18 protein-coding genes are annotated in these 20,338 nt (G+C 55.5%); 7 read left to right on the forward strand and 11 right to left on the reverse strand.

Features of this window, described 5'->3' with window-relative positions:
• Positions 1-21: 21 nt before the first annotated feature.
• From AC07V0_RS00440 to AC07V0_RS00450, 3 genes are read right to left on the reverse strand one after another with little or no spacing between them, the layout of a single operon-like run.
• The gene (locus AC07V0_RS00440) at positions 22-1,371 is read right to left on the reverse strand and encodes an MmgE/PrpD family protein (protein ID WP_492583376.1); all 1,350 of its coding nucleotides are present in this window, start codon (positions 1,369-1,371) and stop codon (positions 22-24) included.
• A gap of 10 nt (positions 1,372-1,381) precedes the next feature.
• Positions 1,382-2,545 carry an acyl-CoA dehydrogenase family protein gene (locus tag AC07V0_RS00445; protein ID WP_495019238.1) on the reverse strand — a complete coding sequence of 388 codons (1,164 nt, stop codon included), beginning with the start codon at positions 2,543-2,545 and terminating at the stop codon, positions 1,382-1,384.
• A gap of 55 nt (positions 2,546-2,600) precedes the next feature.
• Positions 2,601-3,428: an HTD2 family dehydratase gene (locus AC07V0_RS00450; RefSeq protein WP_495019239.1), complete on the reverse strand. Its 828-nt coding sequence runs from the start codon at positions 3,426-3,428 to the stop codon at positions 2,601-2,603.
• 127 nt (positions 3,429-3,555) lie between these two features.
• Between AC07V0_RS00450 and AC07V0_RS00455 the strand changes: the two genes are divergently transcribed.
• Positions 3,556-4,479 (forward strand): LysR family transcriptional regulator, encoded by a 924-nt coding sequence (locus AC07V0_RS00455; protein WP_495019240.1) that lies wholly within the window; start codon positions 3,556-3,558, stop codon positions 4,477-4,479.
• Positions 4,480-4,793: 314 nt separating this feature from the next.
• Here AC07V0_RS00455 and AC07V0_RS00460 read toward each other — a convergent pair whose 3' ends face one another.
• The 4 genes from AC07V0_RS00460 to AC07V0_RS00475 all read right to left on the reverse strand — a co-directional run bounded on the left by AC07V0_RS00460 (position 4,794) and on the right by AC07V0_RS00475 (position 8,508).
• Entirely contained in the window at positions 4,794-5,003 is a 210-nt protein-coding gene (locus AC07V0_RS00460; RefSeq protein ID WP_495019241.1) for a hypothetical protein, read from the reverse strand.
• 267 nt (positions 5,004-5,270) lie between these two features.
• The gene (locus tag AC07V0_RS00465; protein WP_495019242.1) at positions 5,271-6,530 is read right to left on the reverse strand and encodes a cation:dicarboxylate symporter family transporter; all 1,260 of its coding nucleotides are present in this window, start codon (positions 6,528-6,530) and stop codon (positions 5,271-5,273) included.
• A 93-nt stretch (positions 6,531-6,623) separates the two neighbouring features.
• Entirely contained in the window at positions 6,624-7,832 is a 1,209-nt protein-coding gene (locus AC07V0_RS00470) for a pyridoxal phosphate-dependent aminotransferase (RefSeq protein WP_495019243.1), read from the reverse strand.
• A 10-nt stretch (positions 7,833-7,842) separates the two neighbouring features.
• A complete protein-coding gene (locus AC07V0_RS00475) occupies positions 7,843-8,508 on the reverse strand; it encodes an RraA family protein (protein WP_495019244.1) in 666 nt (221 codons plus the stop codon).
• Positions 8,509-8,636: 128 nt separating this feature from the next.
• On the opposite strand from AC07V0_RS00475, the gene AC07V0_RS00480 reads away from it, so the two are divergent.
• Positions 8,637-9,533 carry a LysR family transcriptional regulator gene (locus AC07V0_RS00480; protein WP_495019245.1) on the forward strand — a complete coding sequence of 299 codons (897 nt, stop codon included), beginning with the start codon at positions 8,637-8,639 and terminating at the stop codon, positions 9,531-9,533.
• Positions 9,534-9,567: 34 nt separating this feature from the next.
• Here the strand turns inward: AC07V0_RS00480 and AC07V0_RS00485 are convergent, their stop codons facing one another.
• Positions 9,568-9,777, reverse strand: coding sequence for a hypothetical protein (locus AC07V0_RS00485; protein ID WP_495019246.1), 210 nt, complete (start codon positions 9,775-9,777; stop codon positions 9,568-9,570).
• A 469-nt stretch (positions 9,778-10,246) separates the two neighbouring features.
• On the opposite strand from AC07V0_RS00485, the gene AC07V0_RS00490 reads away from it, so the two are divergent.
• On the forward strand, positions 10,247-11,632 hold the full coding sequence (locus tag AC07V0_RS00490; RefSeq protein ID WP_495019247.1) for a hypothetical protein: 1,386 nt from the start codon (positions 10,247-10,249) through the stop codon (positions 11,630-11,632).
• Between the two features lie 242 nt (positions 11,633-11,874).
• Here AC07V0_RS00490 and AC07V0_RS00495 read toward each other — a convergent pair whose 3' ends face one another.
• Entirely contained in the window at positions 11,875-12,066 is a 192-nt protein-coding gene (locus tag AC07V0_RS00495) for an antitoxin Xre/MbcA/ParS toxin-binding domain-containing protein (protein WP_495019248.1), read from the reverse strand.
• A 221-nt stretch (positions 12,067-12,287) separates the two neighbouring features.
• On the reverse strand, positions 12,288-13,433 hold the full coding sequence (locus tag AC07V0_RS00500) for a hypothetical protein (RefSeq protein WP_495019249.1): 1,146 nt from the start codon (positions 13,431-13,433) through the stop codon (positions 12,288-12,290).
• Between the two features lie 270 nt (positions 13,434-13,703).
• Between AC07V0_RS00500 and AC07V0_RS00505 the strand changes: the two genes are divergently transcribed.
• On the forward strand, positions 13,704-14,156 hold the full coding sequence (locus AC07V0_RS00505) for a hypothetical protein (RefSeq protein ID WP_495019250.1): 453 nt from the start codon (positions 13,704-13,706) through the stop codon (positions 14,154-14,156).
• A 707-nt stretch (positions 14,157-14,863) separates the two neighbouring features.
• Here the strand turns inward: AC07V0_RS00505 and AC07V0_RS00510 are convergent.
• Positions 14,864-15,157, reverse strand: a complete 294-nt coding sequence (locus tag AC07V0_RS00510) for a hypothetical protein (protein WP_495019251.1) — start codon at positions 15,155-15,157, stop codon at positions 14,864-14,866.
• 469 nt (positions 15,158-15,626) lie between these two features.
• Between AC07V0_RS00510 and AC07V0_RS00515 the strand changes: the two genes are divergently transcribed.
• The 3 genes from AC07V0_RS00515 to AC07V0_RS00525 all read left to right on the forward strand — a co-directional run bounded on the left by AC07V0_RS00515 (position 15,627) and on the right by AC07V0_RS00525 (position 20,301).
• Positions 15,627-17,696: an ATP-dependent nuclease gene (locus AC07V0_RS00515; protein WP_495019252.1), complete on the forward strand. Its 2,070-nt coding sequence runs from the start codon at positions 15,627-15,629 to the stop codon at positions 17,694-17,696.
• Positions 17,693-19,696 carry a UvrD-helicase domain-containing protein gene (locus tag AC07V0_RS00520; RefSeq protein WP_495019253.1) on the forward strand — a complete coding sequence of 668 codons (2,004 nt, stop codon included), beginning with the start codon at positions 17,693-17,695 and terminating at the stop codon, positions 19,694-19,696. The genes AC07V0_RS00515 and AC07V0_RS00520 overlap by 4 nt, the downstream gene beginning before the upstream one ends.
• 389 nt (positions 19,697-20,085) lie before the next feature.
• Positions 20,086-20,301 carry a hypothetical protein gene (locus AC07V0_RS00525; protein WP_495019254.1) on the forward strand — a complete coding sequence of 72 codons (216 nt, stop codon included), beginning with the start codon at positions 20,086-20,088 and terminating at the stop codon, positions 20,299-20,301.
• Positions 20,302-20,338 lie beyond the last annotated feature (37 nt).

Raw genomic sequence — 20,338 nt, forward strand, 5'->3', positions numbered from 1 at the left:
AGCGCTTACATGGGCTGTCTTCTAGTTCAGGTTGTTCAGGGATGTGGCATTGCGCAGCTGCCATACCTGTTCGATCAAGGCTTTGCCCTGGTCTACTGTTCGCGCTCCGGAGAAGGCCAGGAGGCGCTGGAATTTGTCTTCCAGTTCAGGTCGAGACAGAGTGTTGCCCGGATCGCCCTTGGGTTCGTCAATGGCAGCTGACAGCGTGCGACCGTCTGTAGTGGTGACGATTACTCTTCCCAGCCAACGAGCCGGATAGGCGCCATCAACTTCGCTGTCGAGTTCCATGCTGACTTTTTCGCGAAACGCGGCCACGGCAGGGTCGATCAATGCCTGTTGCTCAAACTCGATTAATTGCGCGCTGCCGTGTACAGCAATTAAACCCAGCACCGCGCCCATGGAAAACTTGGCCTGGTGTACGGTTTGTGGAACCACCACACGACCTAGCACGTCGATGGCTGCTTGGTGAACAAGGGTTCTGACATTGGCGATCTGCTCGTGATGCAGGTCTTCGCGTTGCATAAGGTGCAGGAGGGCGTCGGCCGCAGGATGGGTGTGACGGCAAGACGCGTGAAATTTGAACGAGGTTTCAGCCAGCGCCCAGCGCGTACCCAGTCGGTCAGATAATTTTCCTGGATTGGAGTCATGGGACATTCCGGCGGCCAAACCTTGGTCGCCTTCGAGAATATTGCGTGCACCGGTCAGACCATCGAGAGTCATGTACGCAGCGAGCAAACCATCAGCTGCCGCCTTAGCCGTGTGCAATTGCTTGGAGTCAGCAGCATCGCGCAAAAACTCCCACAGCCCGGCAGCCTGAGTACCAGCGCTGCCTAGTACGTTGATAAATTTCTCTGTATCGAAATCAAGCAACTTACCAACGGCGACCGCAGCTGCCAGCGTGCCGACGGTGGCAGTGGTATGAAACACCGTGTAATGCGAACGGCCCAAGAATTCGCCGATTCGGATACCCGCTTCATAGCCGGCAACTGACGCCAGCAGCAAGTCACGTCCGGACTTACCCAAGTCTTGAGCGGCTGCCAATACTGCGGGAAACACCACGGTAGCCGGGTGCAATACCGAACTGTTGTGCAGGTCGTCCTGCTCAACTAAATGCGACGACGCAGCGTTCACGAATGCAGCGAAATACGCGGACGTCCCAAGGCCATTGACCAGGATTTTCGAAGGGCCATCACTTGGCCCCATACGCTGCGCATAGCGCTCGAACAGCGGAATCGGGTGCGAACCTTGACTGGCCAGCGCAGAGCCAAGCCAGTCAAGAAACAGGTCTTCCGTCCGGTCGAGAACAGAATTGGGAATGTCGTCGTATTTCAGCTCGGCCAGGAAACCGGCCAGGGCTTGGGTATGGCTCATTATTGTGTCCTCAGAAGCTGCGCGGCAGTTCGAGCAAGTGCTCGGCGACGTACGAAAGAATCAGGTTTGTTGAGATCGGCGCGACTTGATAAAGGCGCGTTTCACGGAACTTGCGCTCGACGTCGTATTCGCAAGCAAACCCGAAACCGCCGTGGGTCTGCAGGCAGGCGTTGGCCGCTTCCCAGGAGGCTTTTGCCGCCAGGTACTTGGCCATGTTGGCGCTGGCTCCTGCGTTGATACCGCTGTCGTATTCCTCACAAGCACGCCAGCGCATCAGGTCGGCCGCTTCGATTTCGATATGGGCTTCGGCGATTGGAAACTGCACACCTTGGTTCTGCCCGATTGGACGACCAAACACCACGCGGTCGCGGGCATAAGCGCTGGCCTTTTCGATGAACCAGCGACCGTCGCCAATGCACTCGGCGGCGATCAAGGTACGCTCGGCGTTCAGGCCGTCGAGGATGTACCGGAAACCTTTGCCTTCCTCGCCAATCAGGCTGTCTGCGGGGATTTCCAGGTTGTCGAAGAACAACTCGTTGGTCTCGTGGTTGACCATGTTGGCGATCGGTTGCACGGTGAGACCGTTACCGATGGCTTCGCGCAGATCGACCAGGAAGATCGACATGCCTTCGGATTTCTTCTTCACCTCGGCCAATGGCGTGGTGCGCGCTAGCAGGATCATCAGATCGGAATGCTGAATACGCGAGATCCAAACCTTCTGCCCATTGATCACATACTTGTCACCACGCTTTACCGCGGTGGTCTTGATCTTGGTGGTATCGGTACCAGTAGTGGGCTCGGTCACGCCCATCGATTGCAGGCGAAGTTCACCACTGGCCAGCTTTGGCAGGTAGTAGCTTTTCTGCGCCTCGCTGCCGTTACGCAGCAGAGTGAACATGTTGTACATCTGCCCGTGAACAGTGCCGGAGTTACCACCGCAACGATTCACTTCTTCGAGAATCACTGAGGCTTCTGCCAGTCCCAGACCTGACCCGCCATATTCTGTCGGAATCATCGCAGCCAACCAGCCAGCATCGGTCAAGGCTTTGACGAAAGCTTCCGGGAAACCTTTTTCTTCGTCGATTTTGCGCCAATAAGCGGCATCGAATTCGGCGCACAAGGCGCGCACGCCTTCGCGGATGGCATGCAGTTCTTCGTTATCGTTCGGGTTCATTATTAGGTTCTCAGTAGGGGCAGGCAGGGGCACATTTTTAAAAAAGGTAACGGTGTCAGTCGAACAGGAGTTCTGCGGCTTGAGCGATTCCGGCATCGTTGCCCGCCCACAGCTGCGCTTTGCCGGGTTCGATGATTCGCCCGCCCACGTTGAAAGGCTGAGGTGCGATCAGAGGACGAACACCGCGATAGGAGAGGTGGCGAAGACGCGCCTCGGGATTGGCGCGTGAAAATGCGCGTAGGTTAAGGGTGGCGATCATAGGCCCGTGGACTACCAGTCCGGTGTAACCTTCAGTTTCGGTGACGTAGGGGTAGTCGTAGTGAATACGGTGGCCGTTGAAGGTCACGGCGGAGTAGCGAAAAAGCAGCGTTGGAGTGGGCTCGATACTTTCAGTCCAGTCACCCTCATCAAGCGCATGGCCGCTACTCCCCTTGGGTGGATTCGGCTCTCGGTAAACGATGTCCTGCTCTTCGCGAATCGCTAAACGACCGTCTTGGGAGTACTCGTGGCGCACGGTAACGAACAACAGCGCGCCTGTACGGCCGATCTTTTCTTCGATATGGGTGATGGTCGATAAACGATGGGCCTCACCGCCGACTCGCAGTGGTTCGATAAATTCGATGCGGCCACCAGCCCACATGCGGTTTCGGTTGTCAGCCGGAGGCAGGAATCCACCGCGTGCTGGGTGACCGTCCGTGCCAAGTCGAGACTCCTCGACTGGCTCTTGAAAGAAACACCACTGCCAAAGCGGCGGAAGTGCCGCGCCGGTAACTGGAGTGTCTTCACCAAAAGTAGCGGCGATGCGCTTGATCAGGTTTCGGCTCAAATGATCCTGAACCTCTTCTGTGCGTCCCAGCCAAGTAGAAAAATCTGCAGCACCCATGCGGGATACCCTCGCCAGTTGTTGTTCTGGGAGGGATCATGCAAGGTGTTCCGCATTCTGAGAATTTGCATTTCCGTATACCGGCGTTCATGTATGCTGAACACTCAGTGTTTTCCTGGAAACGATCATGCACTTCGATCTGGCCGACCTGCGCTTGTTTATACACATTGGCGAATCACCAAGCCTGACCCAAGGTGCGCGCCGGGCTTTCCTGTCACCGGCGGCGGCCAGCGCCCGTATCAAAGCGCTAGAGAACCAACTTGATACACGTTTGTTGTACCGGGACAGCAGGGGCGTCGAGTTGACTCCCGCCGGAGAACGCTTACTCAAACATGCGCGACTGATCATGCGGCAGGTGGATTATCTGAAATCGGAGTTCACCACCAACGATGCCGACTCGGCCGGACATATACGAATTTTCGCCAACACTACGGCAGTGACCGAATTTCTTCCGGAAGTACTGGCAGGTTTTCTGGCTAAGCGGCCTGCGGTCACGGTTGATCTCCAGGAGCGTATGTCGCGAGATATCGTGCGAGGGGTCTTGGACGGCAGCACTGACATGGGGATTATCGCTGGGCCGGTGGAGGCTACGGGACTGCAGGTGATGCACTTCAGTACCGATCGACTGGTATTGGTAGTGCCTGCGGGACATGCGTTGGCTGGGCCGAAACCGGTGAAGTTGAAACAGACATTGGCGTTTCAGCACATTGGCTTGCATGAAGGCACCACACTGCTTAGCTTTCTACGTGACCATGTGGAGCGGCTCGGGCAGAACTTGTCTTTACGGATTCAGGTTTCGAGTTTCGAGGCGATTTGCCGGATGGTCGAGGCCGGTGTGGGGATCGGGATTATTCCCGAGTCTGCCGCGCTTCGGCACAGTCGTACTATGAAACTCGAGATCGTTCAAATTGATGAACCTTGGGCGATTCGTGAACGAAGTATTTTGGTCAGGGAGTTAGATGCGTTACCGGGAGCTGTTCGGGCGTTGATTGCGACACTGATGCCCGCGGTTGCGGTGGAGGGAGGACTGACGCCGTCGGATCCATCGTGAATGAATTCGTGAGCGGGGCCTATCACTTTAGGACGCTTGGTTTTGCTCCGTATAGAGGTTATTGCCGATAGGAAGGTAGCGAGGGGATGTCTCGTGCGCGTGACTTTGGCGAAGTTGGAGGCTGGAACTCACACGAGGGTATTCGACATTTTTATCCAGCGCAGGAGTCGATATAACGTAGCCCGGGCAGATGTGACATCGCCGCTGTCCATCTCATGTTTCATCTGGATGTAAATATTTGGGGGGAAGTGCCTTGAGGCATAGAGAGCGCCAGCTCCGACCATAGCGAGAAAGGCCCAAAGTTTGAGAGCTACTCACTCAGGCATCATGAGCACCGCTAACGTCATGTTAATGAACTCTTCGTTCTTATTGATTGTGTCCAAAGCGCCGCGAACGTTGCCGGCGACCTCCGCTGATCCGGACTGTTCGACCCACAGTGTCAACTCCATGATTGCGGCTTCGAGGGCGAGTTGGTTCTGATTGATTTTGAAGAGTAGGGAAGGGAGTAGGTCTGCGTTCGACATTGTGATTCCTCCGTGGAAGAGGTCAGCGTAGCAAAGGTCTGAATCAGCCGAGCACGGTTTAGACGCTGTTGAATCCTGGTGACCAAGTGATCCTGATTTGAGTGCAAAAGGGCCCTTCGAGGGCCCTTTTTGTTGATGGCTTTTTGCGAATTCAGTCTGAGTTGAAGGGCACAGTGCCTAACGTTTAAGGGCTCAGAGCTGTTGGTCTATGTCCGGATTTAGTGAGTGAACTACGCCACTACTTCATCGAACTATTACGGTGTAAATCTAAGCAGGCGTGACCTTCAGGCAATGTGCGACGCGTCCCTCCCATTTGGCGATTACCAACGGTGCTAGGGCATTACCCAATACGTTCAAAGCAGTCGTCGGCATTTCCATCAGTCGGTATACACCTGCGATAAAGGCAATCCCCTCCAGAGGCAGACCAGCACTGGCCAACGTGGCTGACAAAATCACGAACATGAACCCTGGTACTCCGGCAGCCCCCTTGGATGTCAGCACCATGGTGACCACGAGCAAAGCCTGATCACCAAAGCTCAGGTCGATGCCGTATAGCTGAGCCACGAACAAGGTGCCGATACCAAGGAACAGCGAGGCACCATCAAGGTTGAAGGAATACCCTACCGGTACCACGAAGCTCACGAGCGATGATGGTACGCCGTAGGTTTCCAGTTTCTTCATCAATTGGGGCATCACGGCTGCCGAGCTGGCACTAGAGAAGGCCAAGATTAATTCATCTTTGATGTGGCGCATTAGTGCGAACAGATTGATTCCGCAGAATCGTGCAACCAGGTTTAGTACCACCAGTACGAAGAAGGCAATGGCAACGTAGCTGACCATGATTAGCTTGGCCAATGGCAGGAGAGAGCTGAAACCGAAATTGGCCACAGTCACGGAGATCATTCCGAACACGCCGATAGGCGAGTAGGCCATGATCATTGATGTGACCTTGAACATCGCCTCCGACACCCCACGCAGAAGTGAAATCAATGGTTCCTTGCGTTCGTTGCTCAATTTGGAAACGCCCAGGCCAAACATCACGGCGAAGAACAGCACTGAAAGTAGGCTGCCTTGGGCCATGGCATTGATCACATTGTCGGGGATGATTCCGACGATAATCTGCCCAAGACTATGACCGGCTCCGTTGCTGGTAGGGAGCGTGATTGCAGCGGCTTTAAGGCTCGCCAGATCGGTGCCGGCTCCGGGCTTAAGCAGGTTGCCAATCACCAGTCCGACGATGATCGCCAAGGTAGTAATGCTGAAAAAATAGGTCAGCGATTTAACGCCGATGCGGCCAAGGGATTTGCCGTCACCGTGACCGGCGATACCGACCACCATGCAGGAAAAAACGATGGGGACGACGATCATTTTCATCAGCTTAATGAAGATGTCGCCCGCCGGTTGTAGAAGGTTGTCGACCAGCCACGGACGGGACTCAGGAAAACGGTGCAGCAGGGCGCCGATGGCAATGCCGGCGAGCATGCCAATCATGATTTGCCATACCAGCGCGATACGGGGCTTGTGCATGGGGATGCCTCATTAGATGACAATGATTATGAGTGTTGTTCTAGGCAGTCAATGAGCAGCCGTCCGGTGGCTGTCGAGTGTTGCAATTAACCGTCAGCGCAATCGTTGGCACGCTTCTTTGAGGCGACGACAGCCTTCTTCGATGACGTCCAGGGAGCTGGCGAACGACAGCCGGATGTAGGGCGACATGCCATACGCCGCGCCGCTGACCGTGGCCAGTCCGTGCTCTTTGAGTAGGTGGGCGACCAGTTCTGAGTCGTTCTGGATGGTTTCGCCACTTTCAGTGGTCTTGCCCATGAGCCCGCTGACATTGGCGAACACATAGAACGCGCCATCCGGCGGCGTGAAACTCAATCCCGTTATCGACGACAATAGTTCCAGCATGCGATCTCGCCGGTGCTGATAGACCTCACGCATGCCGGCAATGGGTGCCTGATCGCCAGCAAACGCCGCCACCGCTGCGGCCTGGCTGATCGAGCTGGGGCAAGTAGTGGTCTGCGACAGCAATTTACCGATGGCCCCAATCAACCACGTAGGCCCTGCACCAAATCCCAGCCGCCAGCCGGTCATTGCGTAACCCTTCGATGCTCCGTTGACAATCAACGTGCGCGCTTTGAGGTCTGGGGCGAGTTTGGTCAGCGACACGTGACGGGTATCGCCATACACAAATTGCTCATAGATCTCGTCGGCCATGATCAGCACATGCGGGTGCTTTCGCAGCACGGCGGTAAGTGCCAGCAGCTCGGTTTCGTTGTAGACAGCGCCGCTGGGGTTGTTTGGGCTGTTGAGAATCACCCATTTGCTGCGCGGCGTGATCGCCTTCTCCAGCGCTTCGGGCGAGAGTTTGAAGCCGTTGCTTTCGTCACCGGGGATGATGACTGGCGAGGCGTCGTTCAATCGTGCGATGTCAGGGTAAGACACCCAGTAAGGCGTATGAACGATCACTTCATCACCTGGGTTCAAAGTCGCGGCTAGGGCGTGGTAAATGATGTGCTTGCCGCCGCAACCTGCGACCACTTCATCCAGTGCGTAATACAGATCATTGTCGCGCTCAAGCTTGCGGCAGATCGCCTGGCGAAGCGCTAGTGTGCCGTTAGTTGCGGTGTAGTGTGTGTCGCCGGCGTGCATCGCGGCACTGGCAGCTTCGAGGATATGTGCGGGGGTGTCGAAATCCGGTTCGCCCACTGTGAAATTGACGATGTCCCGGCCTTGGGCGCGTAACTCGGTCACCAATGCATTAGCAGCAATACTCGGTGAGGGCTCGATGCCCAGCACCCGATCAGACAAAAAGACAGTGCTCATGACGTTCTCCTCAATCGGCCAGGCCGGCTTGTTGCAAGACCTTGTCCATCCAGCTTTGGCGGACAGCACCGGTTGCGATTTCGGCTTTGACGTCTTCTTCGTGCGCTGCGTATTGCGCGGCGCGTCGTAGAACCTCGGCAGCATCCGCTTGGGAAAACGCCACGAGACCGTCTTCATCGCCTACCAGCAGATCACCTGGCTGGATCAGCATTCCGCCAATTGACACCGGCACGTTGATTTCGCCTGGGCCACTCTTGTAAGGGCCGCAGTGCACGATGGCGCGGGCATAGCAGGGCGTATCGTCGAAGCTGGCGACATCACGAATCGCCCCGTCAATGACGAAACCGACGCAGCCGCGTTGTTGGGCATATAACTTGACCAGCTCGCCGATCACTGCGTTGTTGCTATCGCCCTGAGCGTCCACCACCAGCACATGGCCGGGTTGGAGCATGCTCATGGCTTTGTAGATGAGCAGATTGTCGCCAGGGCGGGTTTTAACGGTCAGGGCGGTGCCCACCAGCTTTCCGCTGCGGTTGTAACGAGTTAGGCCGCGAGCGCCGATGTGGCGACCCAGGTTGTCGCTGATGTGTGGCGTCACCACGTTGGCGAATGCTTCCAGCACTTCGGCATCGGCTAGTGGTGGATTGGGAAGAATGCGCGAACCGGGCAAGGACATAGCTGATCTCCGAAAGTTTGAGGTAGCAGCCGGTCAGGGCTGTGGCTCGATCTTAGGAGTGATGAAGAAACAGTTTTAGCGATATTTTATTATGAAGTAGTATCGCTTTTTTTCATGTGGGTTTCTTGATGATCACCTTCAAGCAAATTGACGCGTTGTACTGGATTGCCGAGTTGGGCAGCTTTGAAGCAGCAGCGAACAAGCTGAACATGTCTCAGTCGGCTATTTCCAAGCGCATCCAGGAGCTGGAAGAGACCTTCGATGTTGAAATTTTCGACCGCAGCAAGCGGAATGCTCGGTTGACCGAAAAAGGCGGGGAACTGCTGGATTACGCCAAGGACTTGCTGGAGCGTCGCGACTATTTACTGGAACGCGTGAGTGCTCGTGAAGTCTTAGTGCGAAGGTTTCGCCTCGGTGTCACCGAACTCACCGCTCTGACCTGGTTGCCAGCACTCGTGGAAGCAGTGCGACAGGCTTATCCCAAAGTGCAGATCGAACCGTCGGTGGAACTGAGCAGTGAGTTGTTCCGCAAACTGGAGAATGATCAGCTAGATCTAGTCATCGTGCCGGATGTTTACAACGATGCTCGATTCGTAAGCACGCCACTGAAATGCGTTGAGAATGCCTGGATGTGTGCTCCGAGTCTGATCTCCGATCCTGATCCTGTGAGAATCGAAGTCTTGGCCGGGTGCACGGTGTTGACCCAAGGTTCACAGTCGGGCACAGGCTTGATTTACGAACGTTGGTTGGCCTCTCACAACGTGCAGATGCCCAAGACCCTCACCAGCCACAACTTACTGGTGCAGGTAGGGCTCACTTTGTCGGGGGTGGGGGTCAGTTACCTCCCGAAGGCCTGTCTATCCCACTTGATCGACCAAGGTGCGTTGCGAGCATTGGTCACGACACCTGGGCTGCCAAGAATTCGCTACACCGCTCTTCACCGCACTGATCGCCAATTTGGATTGAATCAAAACGTGGCGGAGTTAGCGGTTGAATGCTGTGATTTTTCAAAACTATTGCTGTGAGCATTTGAAGTGGGAGGAGCTTAGGCTGTCCAGCTCAATCAGGCGTCATCAGCACCGCAAGCGTCATGTTGATGAACTCTTCATTCCGACTGATTGTGTCCAAAGCTCCGCGTACGTTGCCGGCGACCTCCGCTGATCCGGACTGTTCGACCCACAGTGTCAATTCCATGATTGCGGCTTCGAGGGCGAGCTGGTTTTGATTGATCTTGAAGAGTAGGGAAGGGAGTAGGTCTGCGTTCGACATCGTGATTCCTCCGTGGAAGAGGACAGCGTAGCAGGAGGGTGTTATTCCCGTTCAAGCTGCTTGGCGTCTGCGGTCACCGCTTCCATTATCGAAACCAATTCTGCAGCGGATGATTCGTCAATGCTGTTCGTCCAGCACACCATCTTTGATAGGAATGGGGGCGCCGGTGCCAAGAGCTTCTGACCCACCATGGAAAGCTCAACGACTGTTTCTTTGAGACAAGAGGCAAGGTGTTCATCCTGGCCGGTCGAGGTGCGCGGGAAGATGTGAGCGTTCAGGCGGTCAATGCACTCCGAGCGTACGGATGCGTCTGATCCTTAACCAATTCCTTACGCGATAACAAGTCTGACGCGAGCGACCTTTGCTCACGTTATTGTATTCGATGCGGGACGTCGGTTTTTTAGCGCTGTACTGGCAGACGAATATCTGGACGGAGTAATGTCCCATTTCCCCACATGGAGATACGGCAATGGATGTCCGCAGTCGGGTTGAACGTGAGAGAACGAAGGCCTTCTATGACCTGCTGGTGGAGAGGCTCGGCGAGGACGTTTGGGCAGAGCGCAAAGCGGCCTATGTGAAACGGATACGCGAGCAAGAATCGCAGTTCAACATCAAGCTACCCGTCGAACCGCAGCTCTTCTCGCCTGCAGAGGACGACATTGATTGGTACATCCTCGCGTCCCACTTGTCGCACAGCTTCCCCTACAGCGATTCTGCCTACAGCAGCAGGCGGATCTATCCCTATGCTATGGCGATTGGCGCTGTTGCACGCGAGCTTAGCAGCGTGTCCTACGTTGATGATGTCCTGGACAAGATGCTGGCGAACAACAATCAGCCTGAAAAGCAGATTTTCGAATTACTCACGGCCTCGTTCTACATCAAGAACGGTTACGAGGTTTCCTTTATCCCCGAAAACTCAATCTCGTGGCCCGACGGTAAGACCAAAAAGTCGCCGGACATGCTCGTCAAAACAGGCGACGTAGAGTTCTATGTTGAGTGCAAGCGGGCGGATAAGCAGACCAAGTATTCACAGGCTGAGGAGCAGGCCTGGGCCGGCATCTGGACTCAGCTGAGTCACCACATGTTGAAAGTGGCGCCGTGGTGCACTGTCGACATCACCTTCCATGAACCCGTCGCGGGTGTCGCCGCTGAAGAGGTGACCAAAGCGGTTGATCAGGCGTTCATGGATCGGCTGGGTAGAGCGACAGGAGACTCGCTTACAGTCAAGATACGAGGCATCGACAAGCAGGGTCTCAAACGTCATTACCGCAAATTTTCGGTCAGAGCCAACAGTCCACAACAAGAGCTTCTGGTGTTCGGGGACATGGACAGCAACGAGAAGCGCAGTATCGCGACCTTGGCTAAACGCGTCATCCGGCCAGGTACGAACCACGACCTACTAAACTTATACGTGAAAGACGTGGCCAGTTGCGTAGGCGCCCAATGGCGTTGCGATCATGAAGATTCGCTACGGCTGCGCTCCAGGCATTTCAAGGGCCTGGTGCATGACGGCGTTTCGCAAATTCCTCCTGGAAAGGCCGGGGTTGTACATATCTGGTACGAAACCCGCGACGGCATCGAAATTGAAGAGCTGAGAAGAGACAAGAATATCGAAAACATCTCGGCCTTCGATGCTTCGGGAACATCGGCGCTGGGTGTTTTGCTCCATGGAGTGAACTACTATCCGTTCGAGGACGATTATGAGTGGGCTGAAACCGTTGACAATTTCGGGCGAATGCCTGGTCTTTTCGACCTCTATCCTCGTCAGACATTGATGATCGCAGCCGACCCGACGTTGGAGATTCCGGATATCACCCATTGGCAGCAGGATAAGGCGGCGAGGGAAGCGCGTTAACGGTGGTTTGAGTGGGGAGGTGTTGATGAACACCTCCTTGTTGGGAGTGCGCTGGCGCCTTCCAGATTCGACACCAAAGCTTCTTTCAATTCGAGCAACGCATCTCGCAATCGAGTGTCTTCGCGCGCGTCACCTGAGCTCGGCCTGAACTCTTCAACGTGATGGAGCAAGGATTCGGCATCGTTTGTGTTGAGATCAAAAACAATCATGTTGAGTCCGAGGCTTTGGAGGAGGGGTTCACATTAGCAGGCGAACCCGTGGCTTAGCCTTTCGAGTTCAGCCTTCACGAGTTCGTAGCCCTCTTCAGTGTGAGCGAGCTCCAATGGTGTGCTATCACCAAAGATGTTTTTTTGTTGGGTCAGCCACGTGCCGGCTTTCTCTTTGCTGCCAAAGATCTGTTCGGCTTGGCATTGGATCAACTCAACGTAATTCATTTTTGGCCCTGGCGCGCATTCGGTTTATCCGGTTGCTGTGGTCGGTGCTCGTAAGCAACCATGATAGCGGGCTGATCCTTTTTCTTTCCATGCAGTACTCTCAGCTTGTGCGGATAGTGCTTCGGGCGGGTAGCTGCTGGGGTCTTCTGGAGAGGATGAATTCAACCAGTTGCTCAGGGCCTTTCCGCTTCGATGCTATAGGGCATCTACTGGAAGACCTCTTACACCTCATACGTCTGAACCTTTGCCCATCTCTTCTTTGCTTGTTTTTCTGGAACACGCTTCGCCGTTTTGGTGTCCGTCACCAGACATGCAGGAGAGCGTGCTGGCCACTCTGCCAACTCTGTGGTGACCAGGTTAGCTGGACACAGGATCAATAGGTCGCCCAAGCTAAGCAGAGGAAACCCTCTAACTACGGGGCGGTCTTTGTCGATGCTTACTTTGCCCCAATCCGTATCGAAATAATCGACCGAGTAGGTATCCGTTATCAGATACGGGGTGATCGTCGTGTCCCTGAGCCCCATCAAGTAGGCCGTTCGGTAGACCATAGCTGGGAAAGTCCGAGGCGCCATGGTCAGCATGGCTACCGTCATGATCATCAGGACGGCCAGCGTATTTCTGATTTTGGCTAGCAGATTTTCTCCAAAGGCAAAGAAGATAATCGCCGGTACGAGCGCCAAGAATGAAACGAAGATCGCCATCCCGGCAAGTTTGAGCGAGCTTTCAATGTCAGTCGGCGCAGGGTAAGTCGACAACACTAGCTGTACTGGAAACACAGCCGACAATACTGTTGAAAACACAACGATGAACAGTGGGATTAACGCTCCAAAGCGTGCCTGCCATTTCATGCCCTCCTCGGGCCGCGCCATAAAGCCTACTACGTGAATCGCAACCCTGAATCGTTCTGACTTCATCAGGATAAAGAAGATGACGATTTCTGCCAGCGCTGACGCCAAAATGGTGAGCAGCGGATGGATGTCCCACACTATGGTGCTCATCTGCACCGAGATTCCGACTAACACAGGTATCGCGAGTAGCCTGACCATTTTGGTTTGCGCATAGGGTTGCTTGTTAAACAGGGTTGCCCCGGACGCGAAAATCATCGAGTTCATTGTCAGTACGAAGATGTAGGCGATGAGCAACAATGCAACCAGGAGCATCCAGGGCACGAGAGCAGCCTTGGTGTCCAGGGCGGAGGGAAACAATCCTGGGAGACCGATCGCATTCAGGTAAGTGGACAAGATAGCGAAGCCGAAAAGCGTGCCTGCACCGCTAAGCATCAGACTTACAACAACCCAGTGGTCGACGATGCGTTTTAGGTTTTTCTTGATGGCGCCGTTAGGGATGGAAAAAGGTGATGTCGTCATGAAGAGCGTAGGCCTTGGGCATCAACGGATAAAGTGCAATACACTTCATCCCGTTTACGGAATGGGCATGGGGTATAGAGGTCAGTCGCAAAATCTTTCCGCCAAACCGGAATGTTACATCGAACGACTCGGTTCTGGGGGCGGGACACTTCAAATCTGATGAGGCATCAACTGCTCTATCGTCGATGTCTTGGACAGATTCGGGCTCGCCATTGCGGACTCGACCGTCAGCCGTTATCGTTGGTGCCGGGACACCTCAAGAGAATCCCTATGGTTGATCACAATCCACTGGAAGAGCTTAGGCCACATTCAGCGCAAGCTGACGATGTGCTCGATGCTCTCACCCAAGAGTTGAAGATTGAACTTGCCCGTGTTGAGCGGGAGAGGGCGGGCGCGGCTGAAGTTCGTAAAGAGCTTCTGATTGACTCTCTAGCCATTCAGCGTGCCAAAGCTGCACTAGACATGCTCGACCGATATGAGCCAGGGCAAAGACACGGCCTGGCTGTTGGAATGCTCGGAGCCTTGGACATTGTCCTCGCAACGATCGGCTCGAATGAAGTCTTCACCCGGCACCGCAAACTCCTCACTGAGTTGATTGCCGATCTGCGCGAGCAGCGTCGAAAAGCCAGAGCGTTGATGGTTCGCGCAATGCGGGCCGTGTTCAACATCCCCCTCTTCCTGGACGGCCCAGAGCTCAGCGGCTTCCGCCACCGCCTGCGCTAATTCCCCTTCGAAAGCTTTTTTCTACTCCGAAAAACTCGAAAGGGATCATTTATGACGCTTGCAAAACGCTGCACCTGTTCCGCATGTTCCAAAAAGCCTGGGGCCGCTGAACGCTGCCTGTCTATTCACCCTCCAGAGTCTTTGAGCGTCTGTAACTGCCGATGCGGTGAGCATCCACGCTCCAAACGAAGTGAAATTGTGGGATGGGTCGTGGATGCTCTGAAGATAGGGGCGGCAGTCATCAGCATTGCCGTCGCCTTCTGGAAGACCTGATCAGATAAAGGGTGATGCTGACTTGCCTCGCTTGTTTGGCGGGGCAAGAACATTCAGATTCAAGTCGGGGCGCAATTCTGGTGACGCCTCACATTGGGCTCTGGAACTCCCTGCATCTTGGCAACCTCGACCCGGCTCTGGTTGGCATTTTTCAGCGCTTGAATTGTTGCGGTGACCTTTGCGGTCTCGGCAACCCAGGAGAGAAGTTTCTTCTCAGGTGTCGCATTGGGGGGGCTTTTCGCTGAAGTACACGTGGCCCATAGTTCTGGGGCTGTCCTGGCTGGCATTGATGCCTGCATTCAGAGTATGGTTCAGTGAAGACAACTATGCTCTTTTAGACCCGGTCTGGGCTAGGTTCGTGGGTGTGGCCCTCGGTACACTCATCGGCTCGCGGATCAAATCACTGGTTCCGTGAGGCATATCGTCGATCTAATCTACGAACAGCGAAGTGCTGCTGTCCACGCCAATTTGGTGGGCTCGTCGGCAAACTGCAGCGCGCCTTGGTACCCTTGCCTGAAACGGCTATCAAGCCATTGCTCAAGTGGCAGGCTTAGACAGGAGAGCAGGTTGGCGATTGTGCGGGGAGGGGATCCAGGCTCCAGCCACCAGAGCAATGCGCTGGCCTGGCGCAGAAGGTCGTGCCGCTCGGCGTGCTGATGGGCATCGAGCTGCGCCGCCTTCACGATCAGGCTAAGCAAGCGTTGGGCGTTGCTGTCCACTGAGTCCATAAGCCCCCCTTGAATTGGAAGCATGCGTCCCTGCGGAGCATCGAGCTCGCACTTCTTACTACCTGATCAAGCAGGCTGGCCCAATATATCGGTTACCGCAAGACAACCGGTCGGGCCGCGTTATGTGGACTGGCCCCAGCGACTGCGCAAAGTCCATGTTGCCTGGCTTGCTGCCCCGTTTCGGTTTCATGTCGGGAGGGTAAGTTCCGATAAATGGCGAGGCAAGGGTGATGATGGCGATCGTTTACCACACCGCCGTTTCCAGAGTGAGGAAGCATGTTGCTGTATGTTCGCCCGACACCAGGACACTGCATCGTCTTGGGCTAGCAGGATTCAACGCGGCCGAATCGAGTAGCCTTCGCCAGGCTTTCGTGGCATATAACTTTTACATTCAGGGAGGAATGGTTTTAGCCAGGCTGGCGCTGGGCAAACCCTCTCCCTGCCACGGAATCAGGATGGGGGCAGCGCTGTGTACCTTTCGGCTTTGAAAATCGAAAATTTCCGCCAGTTCGGCCATGACAATCATGCGTTGAACATCCAATTCAATGAAGGCGTGACTGCTCTCGTAGGTGAAAACGATGCGGGTAAAACTGCCGTCATTGATGCGATCCGGTACGTTTTGCAGACCCGGGATGCTGAGTATCTTCGATTGCAAATCGAGGACTTCCACATTGCCAACGATGGCACTCAGGCGGAGACCATCACCCTCAGATGCACCCTGGAAGGCCTAAGCCTGGCGGAACTCGGCGCTTTCGCTGAGTACGTGACTTACTCCGGTGGCGTGGGGCGGCTGTACGTTCACTGGTCGGCTCGCCGCGTCGTTGCATCGGCCTCGACCCGCAAATGGGTCGATATCTCGGTTCGATCGGGTGAGAACGGAGAAGGCCCGGCTCTGGATGTGGGTGTACGGCAACTGTTAGCCACTGCATACCTGAAACCGTTGCGGGACGCTGAGCGGGAAATGTCCCCTGGGCGCAATTCCAGGTTGTCCCAGGTATTAAGCAGTTTCCCTAATATTGATACGGGCAACTCGTTCGATCCCGCGGCACTCCCGGTCGACCTTCCTGACGCAGAAGCGCTCAGCATTGCCGGCATGGGCGATTTCCTTCGCCACTTGGTGAACCGTCACGGCGCCATCATTTCCGCTCAGAAGGAGATCAACGAAACTTACCTTCGCCCACTATCACTCGCTGGCCAGCCCCTCACGAGTCGCATCGGCTTTGGGGAAGCCGGAACTGATCCAGCCAAGCTCAAGCAGATCCTGGAGCGATTGGAGCTGGGGCTGCTGGATCATGCCACTGGAGAGGCGCGAGGCATCTACGGGCTGGGGTCAAACAACGTGTTGTTCATGGCCTGCGAATTACTGCTGCTCGGTAAGGAGCCGGACGGACTCCCGCTGCTCCTCATCGAAGAGCCAGAAGCGCACTTGCACCCGCAACGTCAGCTCCAATTGATGGAGTTTCTCGAAGCGGCAGCGAGACCTTCCGAAGGCTTAAGACCGGTACAGGTCATCCTCACCACCCATAGCCCCAACCTGAGCTCGAAGATACCGTTGCAGAACCTGGTGCTGATGCAACGGCAACAGGCCTTCTCGCTCGCGGAGAGTCAAACCTGTCTGGCGCCTGATGATTATCGCTTCCTCAGCCGCTTCCTGGACGTCACCAAGGCGGGGCTGTTCTTCGCAAAGGGCTTACTTGTCGTAGAAGGTGATGCGGAAGCAATTCTACTGCCTTCGCTCGCTCGACGGTTGGGCAAGGATCTCACCAAGCACGGCGTATCGATCATCAATGTGGGCGGTGTGGGGTTGCGGCGCTACTCAAAAATCTTGCAACGCAAAGATGCTTCAAAAGGCGAGATCACCGTGCCTACGGCATGCATCACCGACATGGACGTGATGCCGGACTGCGCGCCCGAGATTATGAGCCTGAAGGGGGTAAAGGGATCGGTCTGGCCAGACAAAGCTGACCGGCGCTGGCGCGCCATGAAAGACTTTGGTATCACACCGCTCGACCTTGAAAAAGGTCTCAAGGAGCATCGCGACAAGCGAACCGAGAGTGATGGGCAATGTGTACGCACGTTCGTTGCCGACCACTGGACGCTCGAATACGACCTGGCGTTCAAAGGCCTCTCGAGGGAAGTCCATCATGCCGGATACCTGGCCATCAATGAGGACAAGATCGATGAAGGCAAGGAAACCAAAGCCAGCCTGCTGAAAAAGGCAGACACGGCCTTCGCTAAAATCCAGTCCACCCATGCCACCGAGGAAGCTCGGTGCTCCGCGATTCAAAAGCTGTTCAAAAGGGCCTCCAAAGCGATCGCAGCACAGCACCTGATCGACTTGATCGACCAACGTTTCGATGACCGCACCCTGGATGCCACGACGCTGCGAGGACTGCTGCCCACATACGTTGTCCACGCCATCGAGTATGCGACGCGGGGTTCAGCATTAGCCACTACCTCCAGTTCGGCTCATCCCGTGATGGTACCCGCCGCATTGAATCCAGGATCTGCTGACCCGGTGGAGGAGGTCGCCAAATGACGCTCAGCCAACTGGTTGCCCCCATCACTGACGCCGATGTGGACTGGGTCACGGAGCTGATGGGGCTTGAGGCGCTAGACGAGCCCCGTCGAGATTTTCTGAAGTCCATGGATACCGTTGATGTCGCGGCCTGTCCCGGCAGCGGCAAAACGACCTTGGTAGTGGCAAAGCTCGCGATTCTGGCACGCCACTGGAACAGCCGTATGCAAGGAATCTGCGTGCTATCGCATACCAACGCGGCTCGAGAAGAGATCGAAAAACGGCTAGGCGGCACCGAGGTGGGGCAACGGCTGCTGCGTTTTCCTCACTACATCGACACCATCCATGGTTTCACCGGCCGATTCCTGGCCTCGCCATGGTTACGCTCGAAAGGGATTGCGTTGCAGGCCATTGACGATGAAGCCACGCATAAAGCACGCCGAAGGGAGCTGACGTACCGCGAGCACTTAGGTGCACAAGCCGCCTTCGAGAAAAAATTCAAAAGTCTTCACAGCTTGCGGATCCGGTCTGCCGATTTCGACCAACCGCTCGGCGCTGAGGATATTGGTTTTGCGCCACACACGGCCACCTACAAGAGTGTGGTGAAATCGCTCAGTGGCGCAGCCAAGGCTGGCTACTTCTGCTTCGATGAGGTGTTCGTGCTGGGCCACGCCCTACTCGATCAGGAGGCGGGCGTGGGCGCTGCATTGCGCCTGCGCTTCCCTTGCGTCTTGATCGATGAAATGCAGGACACCCAACCTGACCAGGCGGGCGTGCTTCAGCGTGTCTTTCCCCACGATGACCCAGACGTCCGAGTCATTCGCGTCGGCGATCCAAACCAGGAAATCTTCGAGAAGAAGACGCCACTGCAGGATCCGTTCCCTGACCCGGGGCGTCAGCTGGAGATCGCCAGCAGCTTCCGCTTTGATCAGGCCATTGCATCGATCGCCAACCCCTTTGCGTATGTCCCCATCACGAATGGTTTGATAGGACTTCGGGCGCCGCGTGCCCCAGACAGTTCCCCCAACACGATCATCGTATTCCCTGACGAAGATGCGACCCGGGTGCTGGATGAGTTCGGAAAGCTGGTGCTGAAGCATCTGCCGACGGAGACCCGCAATGCGGGTGTGTTCGCCGTCGGCGCCGTGCACCGGCTTGAGAACTTCAAAGCGAACCAGTACCCGAAGGCCCTGGAGCATTACTGGCCATCCTATCGGTCTGATACGACCAAGACATCGTTTAAGCCTCGCACGTTCGCCGAAGGTGCACACATTGCTCGGCGTTACGCGATGCGAGAACCCACAGCCGCTTCAGCCGTTGAGTTGCTCGCCTCGTGCCTGGCCAACCTAGGCGTATTGGCGTTTCCTAAAAGCCTGGTGCAACTGAGAGGCCGGCACCAAGCCTCAATTGGAGAGAAACTCACGACCAAACCTGAAGCGTTCGCTCAATACCGCGAGTGCATCCAGCAGATTCTGTTCGTGCCATCGGAGGTCACAGAGCAGGATTGGGTTAAGGACATCTCACCCAAGCTCTTGCTGCTAGCAGCTGCGCTTCATGACGCCGAGGGTGTAGTAGCTGATCTTCAAGGCCACCAGTACCTCGCCTGGGAGCCTGCCCCAGCAGCCACTGAAGCTGAAGAAAGTGGCGGATCACTGATCAATACCTACCGATTCCAGGATGGCGCCGACGGCGTCGATATCCGGATGTCATCCATTCATTCAGAAAAGGGCAAAACCCACTCTGCGACGTTGATCCTGGAGACCTTCAGGAAAACGCATTTCATTCAAAAGCTCATGCCGTGGCTTGAGGGCAAAGCAACGGCTGCCAAGAGACCCCAGGAAACCGCTAAGAAAGACATGATGCTGATGTATGTGGGAATGACCCGGCCGACTCACATGCTGTGCCTGGCCATACGTCAGAGCTCATTGGGGGAGGGCGCTGCTGGTGTGAAGCGCAGGGCGGCGCTCAAAACAGCCGGGTGGTCGATTTTGGAACTGACAGCTCAGGCTCCAGTGCCATAGCTATTCCGCTGCTCACGTTAAGCGCGGGGCAAAAAAGCCTTAAGCTATGAATAATTAAGAGCAGGCTGGAGGGTTAACATCCAGCCGGCTAAAGCGCATTTTCCGCCTGCACAGCCCAATGCGAAGCTTCAAAGTCTTCTTGACTGGCCAAGCCGGATTGCAGGGCGCTGAACAGGCGGCTACGCGCTTGAAGGGCCGGTCGGCTTTTACTCTATACTCGCGGATGATGCATACGGTGGCGGGGCTTCTAACTAACTTCATGAGCTGAACTACGTGTCGACCTTTATGTGCTGCAGCTTTCAAACATGGCCGCTTACGTGCACTCGCTGTCCGGGCTTATTCTCGAGCCCAGGCGACCATCGGAACCCTTGATCCTAGGTAACCACCAAATGAACTCATCTGGAAAAACACTAGCAGAGCGCGAAGGGCTGCAATCGGTGATCAATAGTGCGCGCAAATCAGCTGCGGCGGGCTATCCGGATTTTACCGCGGATGACCCTGCGACCTACGTTGCGGATTTTCTCATTCAAAAGGAGAGGGAGGGCATGTGCCTTGACCAGGCGCTTGAGGCACTGGTCGCATTCAAGCGCAATCGGATGTCATGAGGATTCAACCTGGCTTTATTGGCATATATTTGATGCC

Source organism: Pseudomonas sp. GW821-FHT01E10, assembly GCF_059422365.1.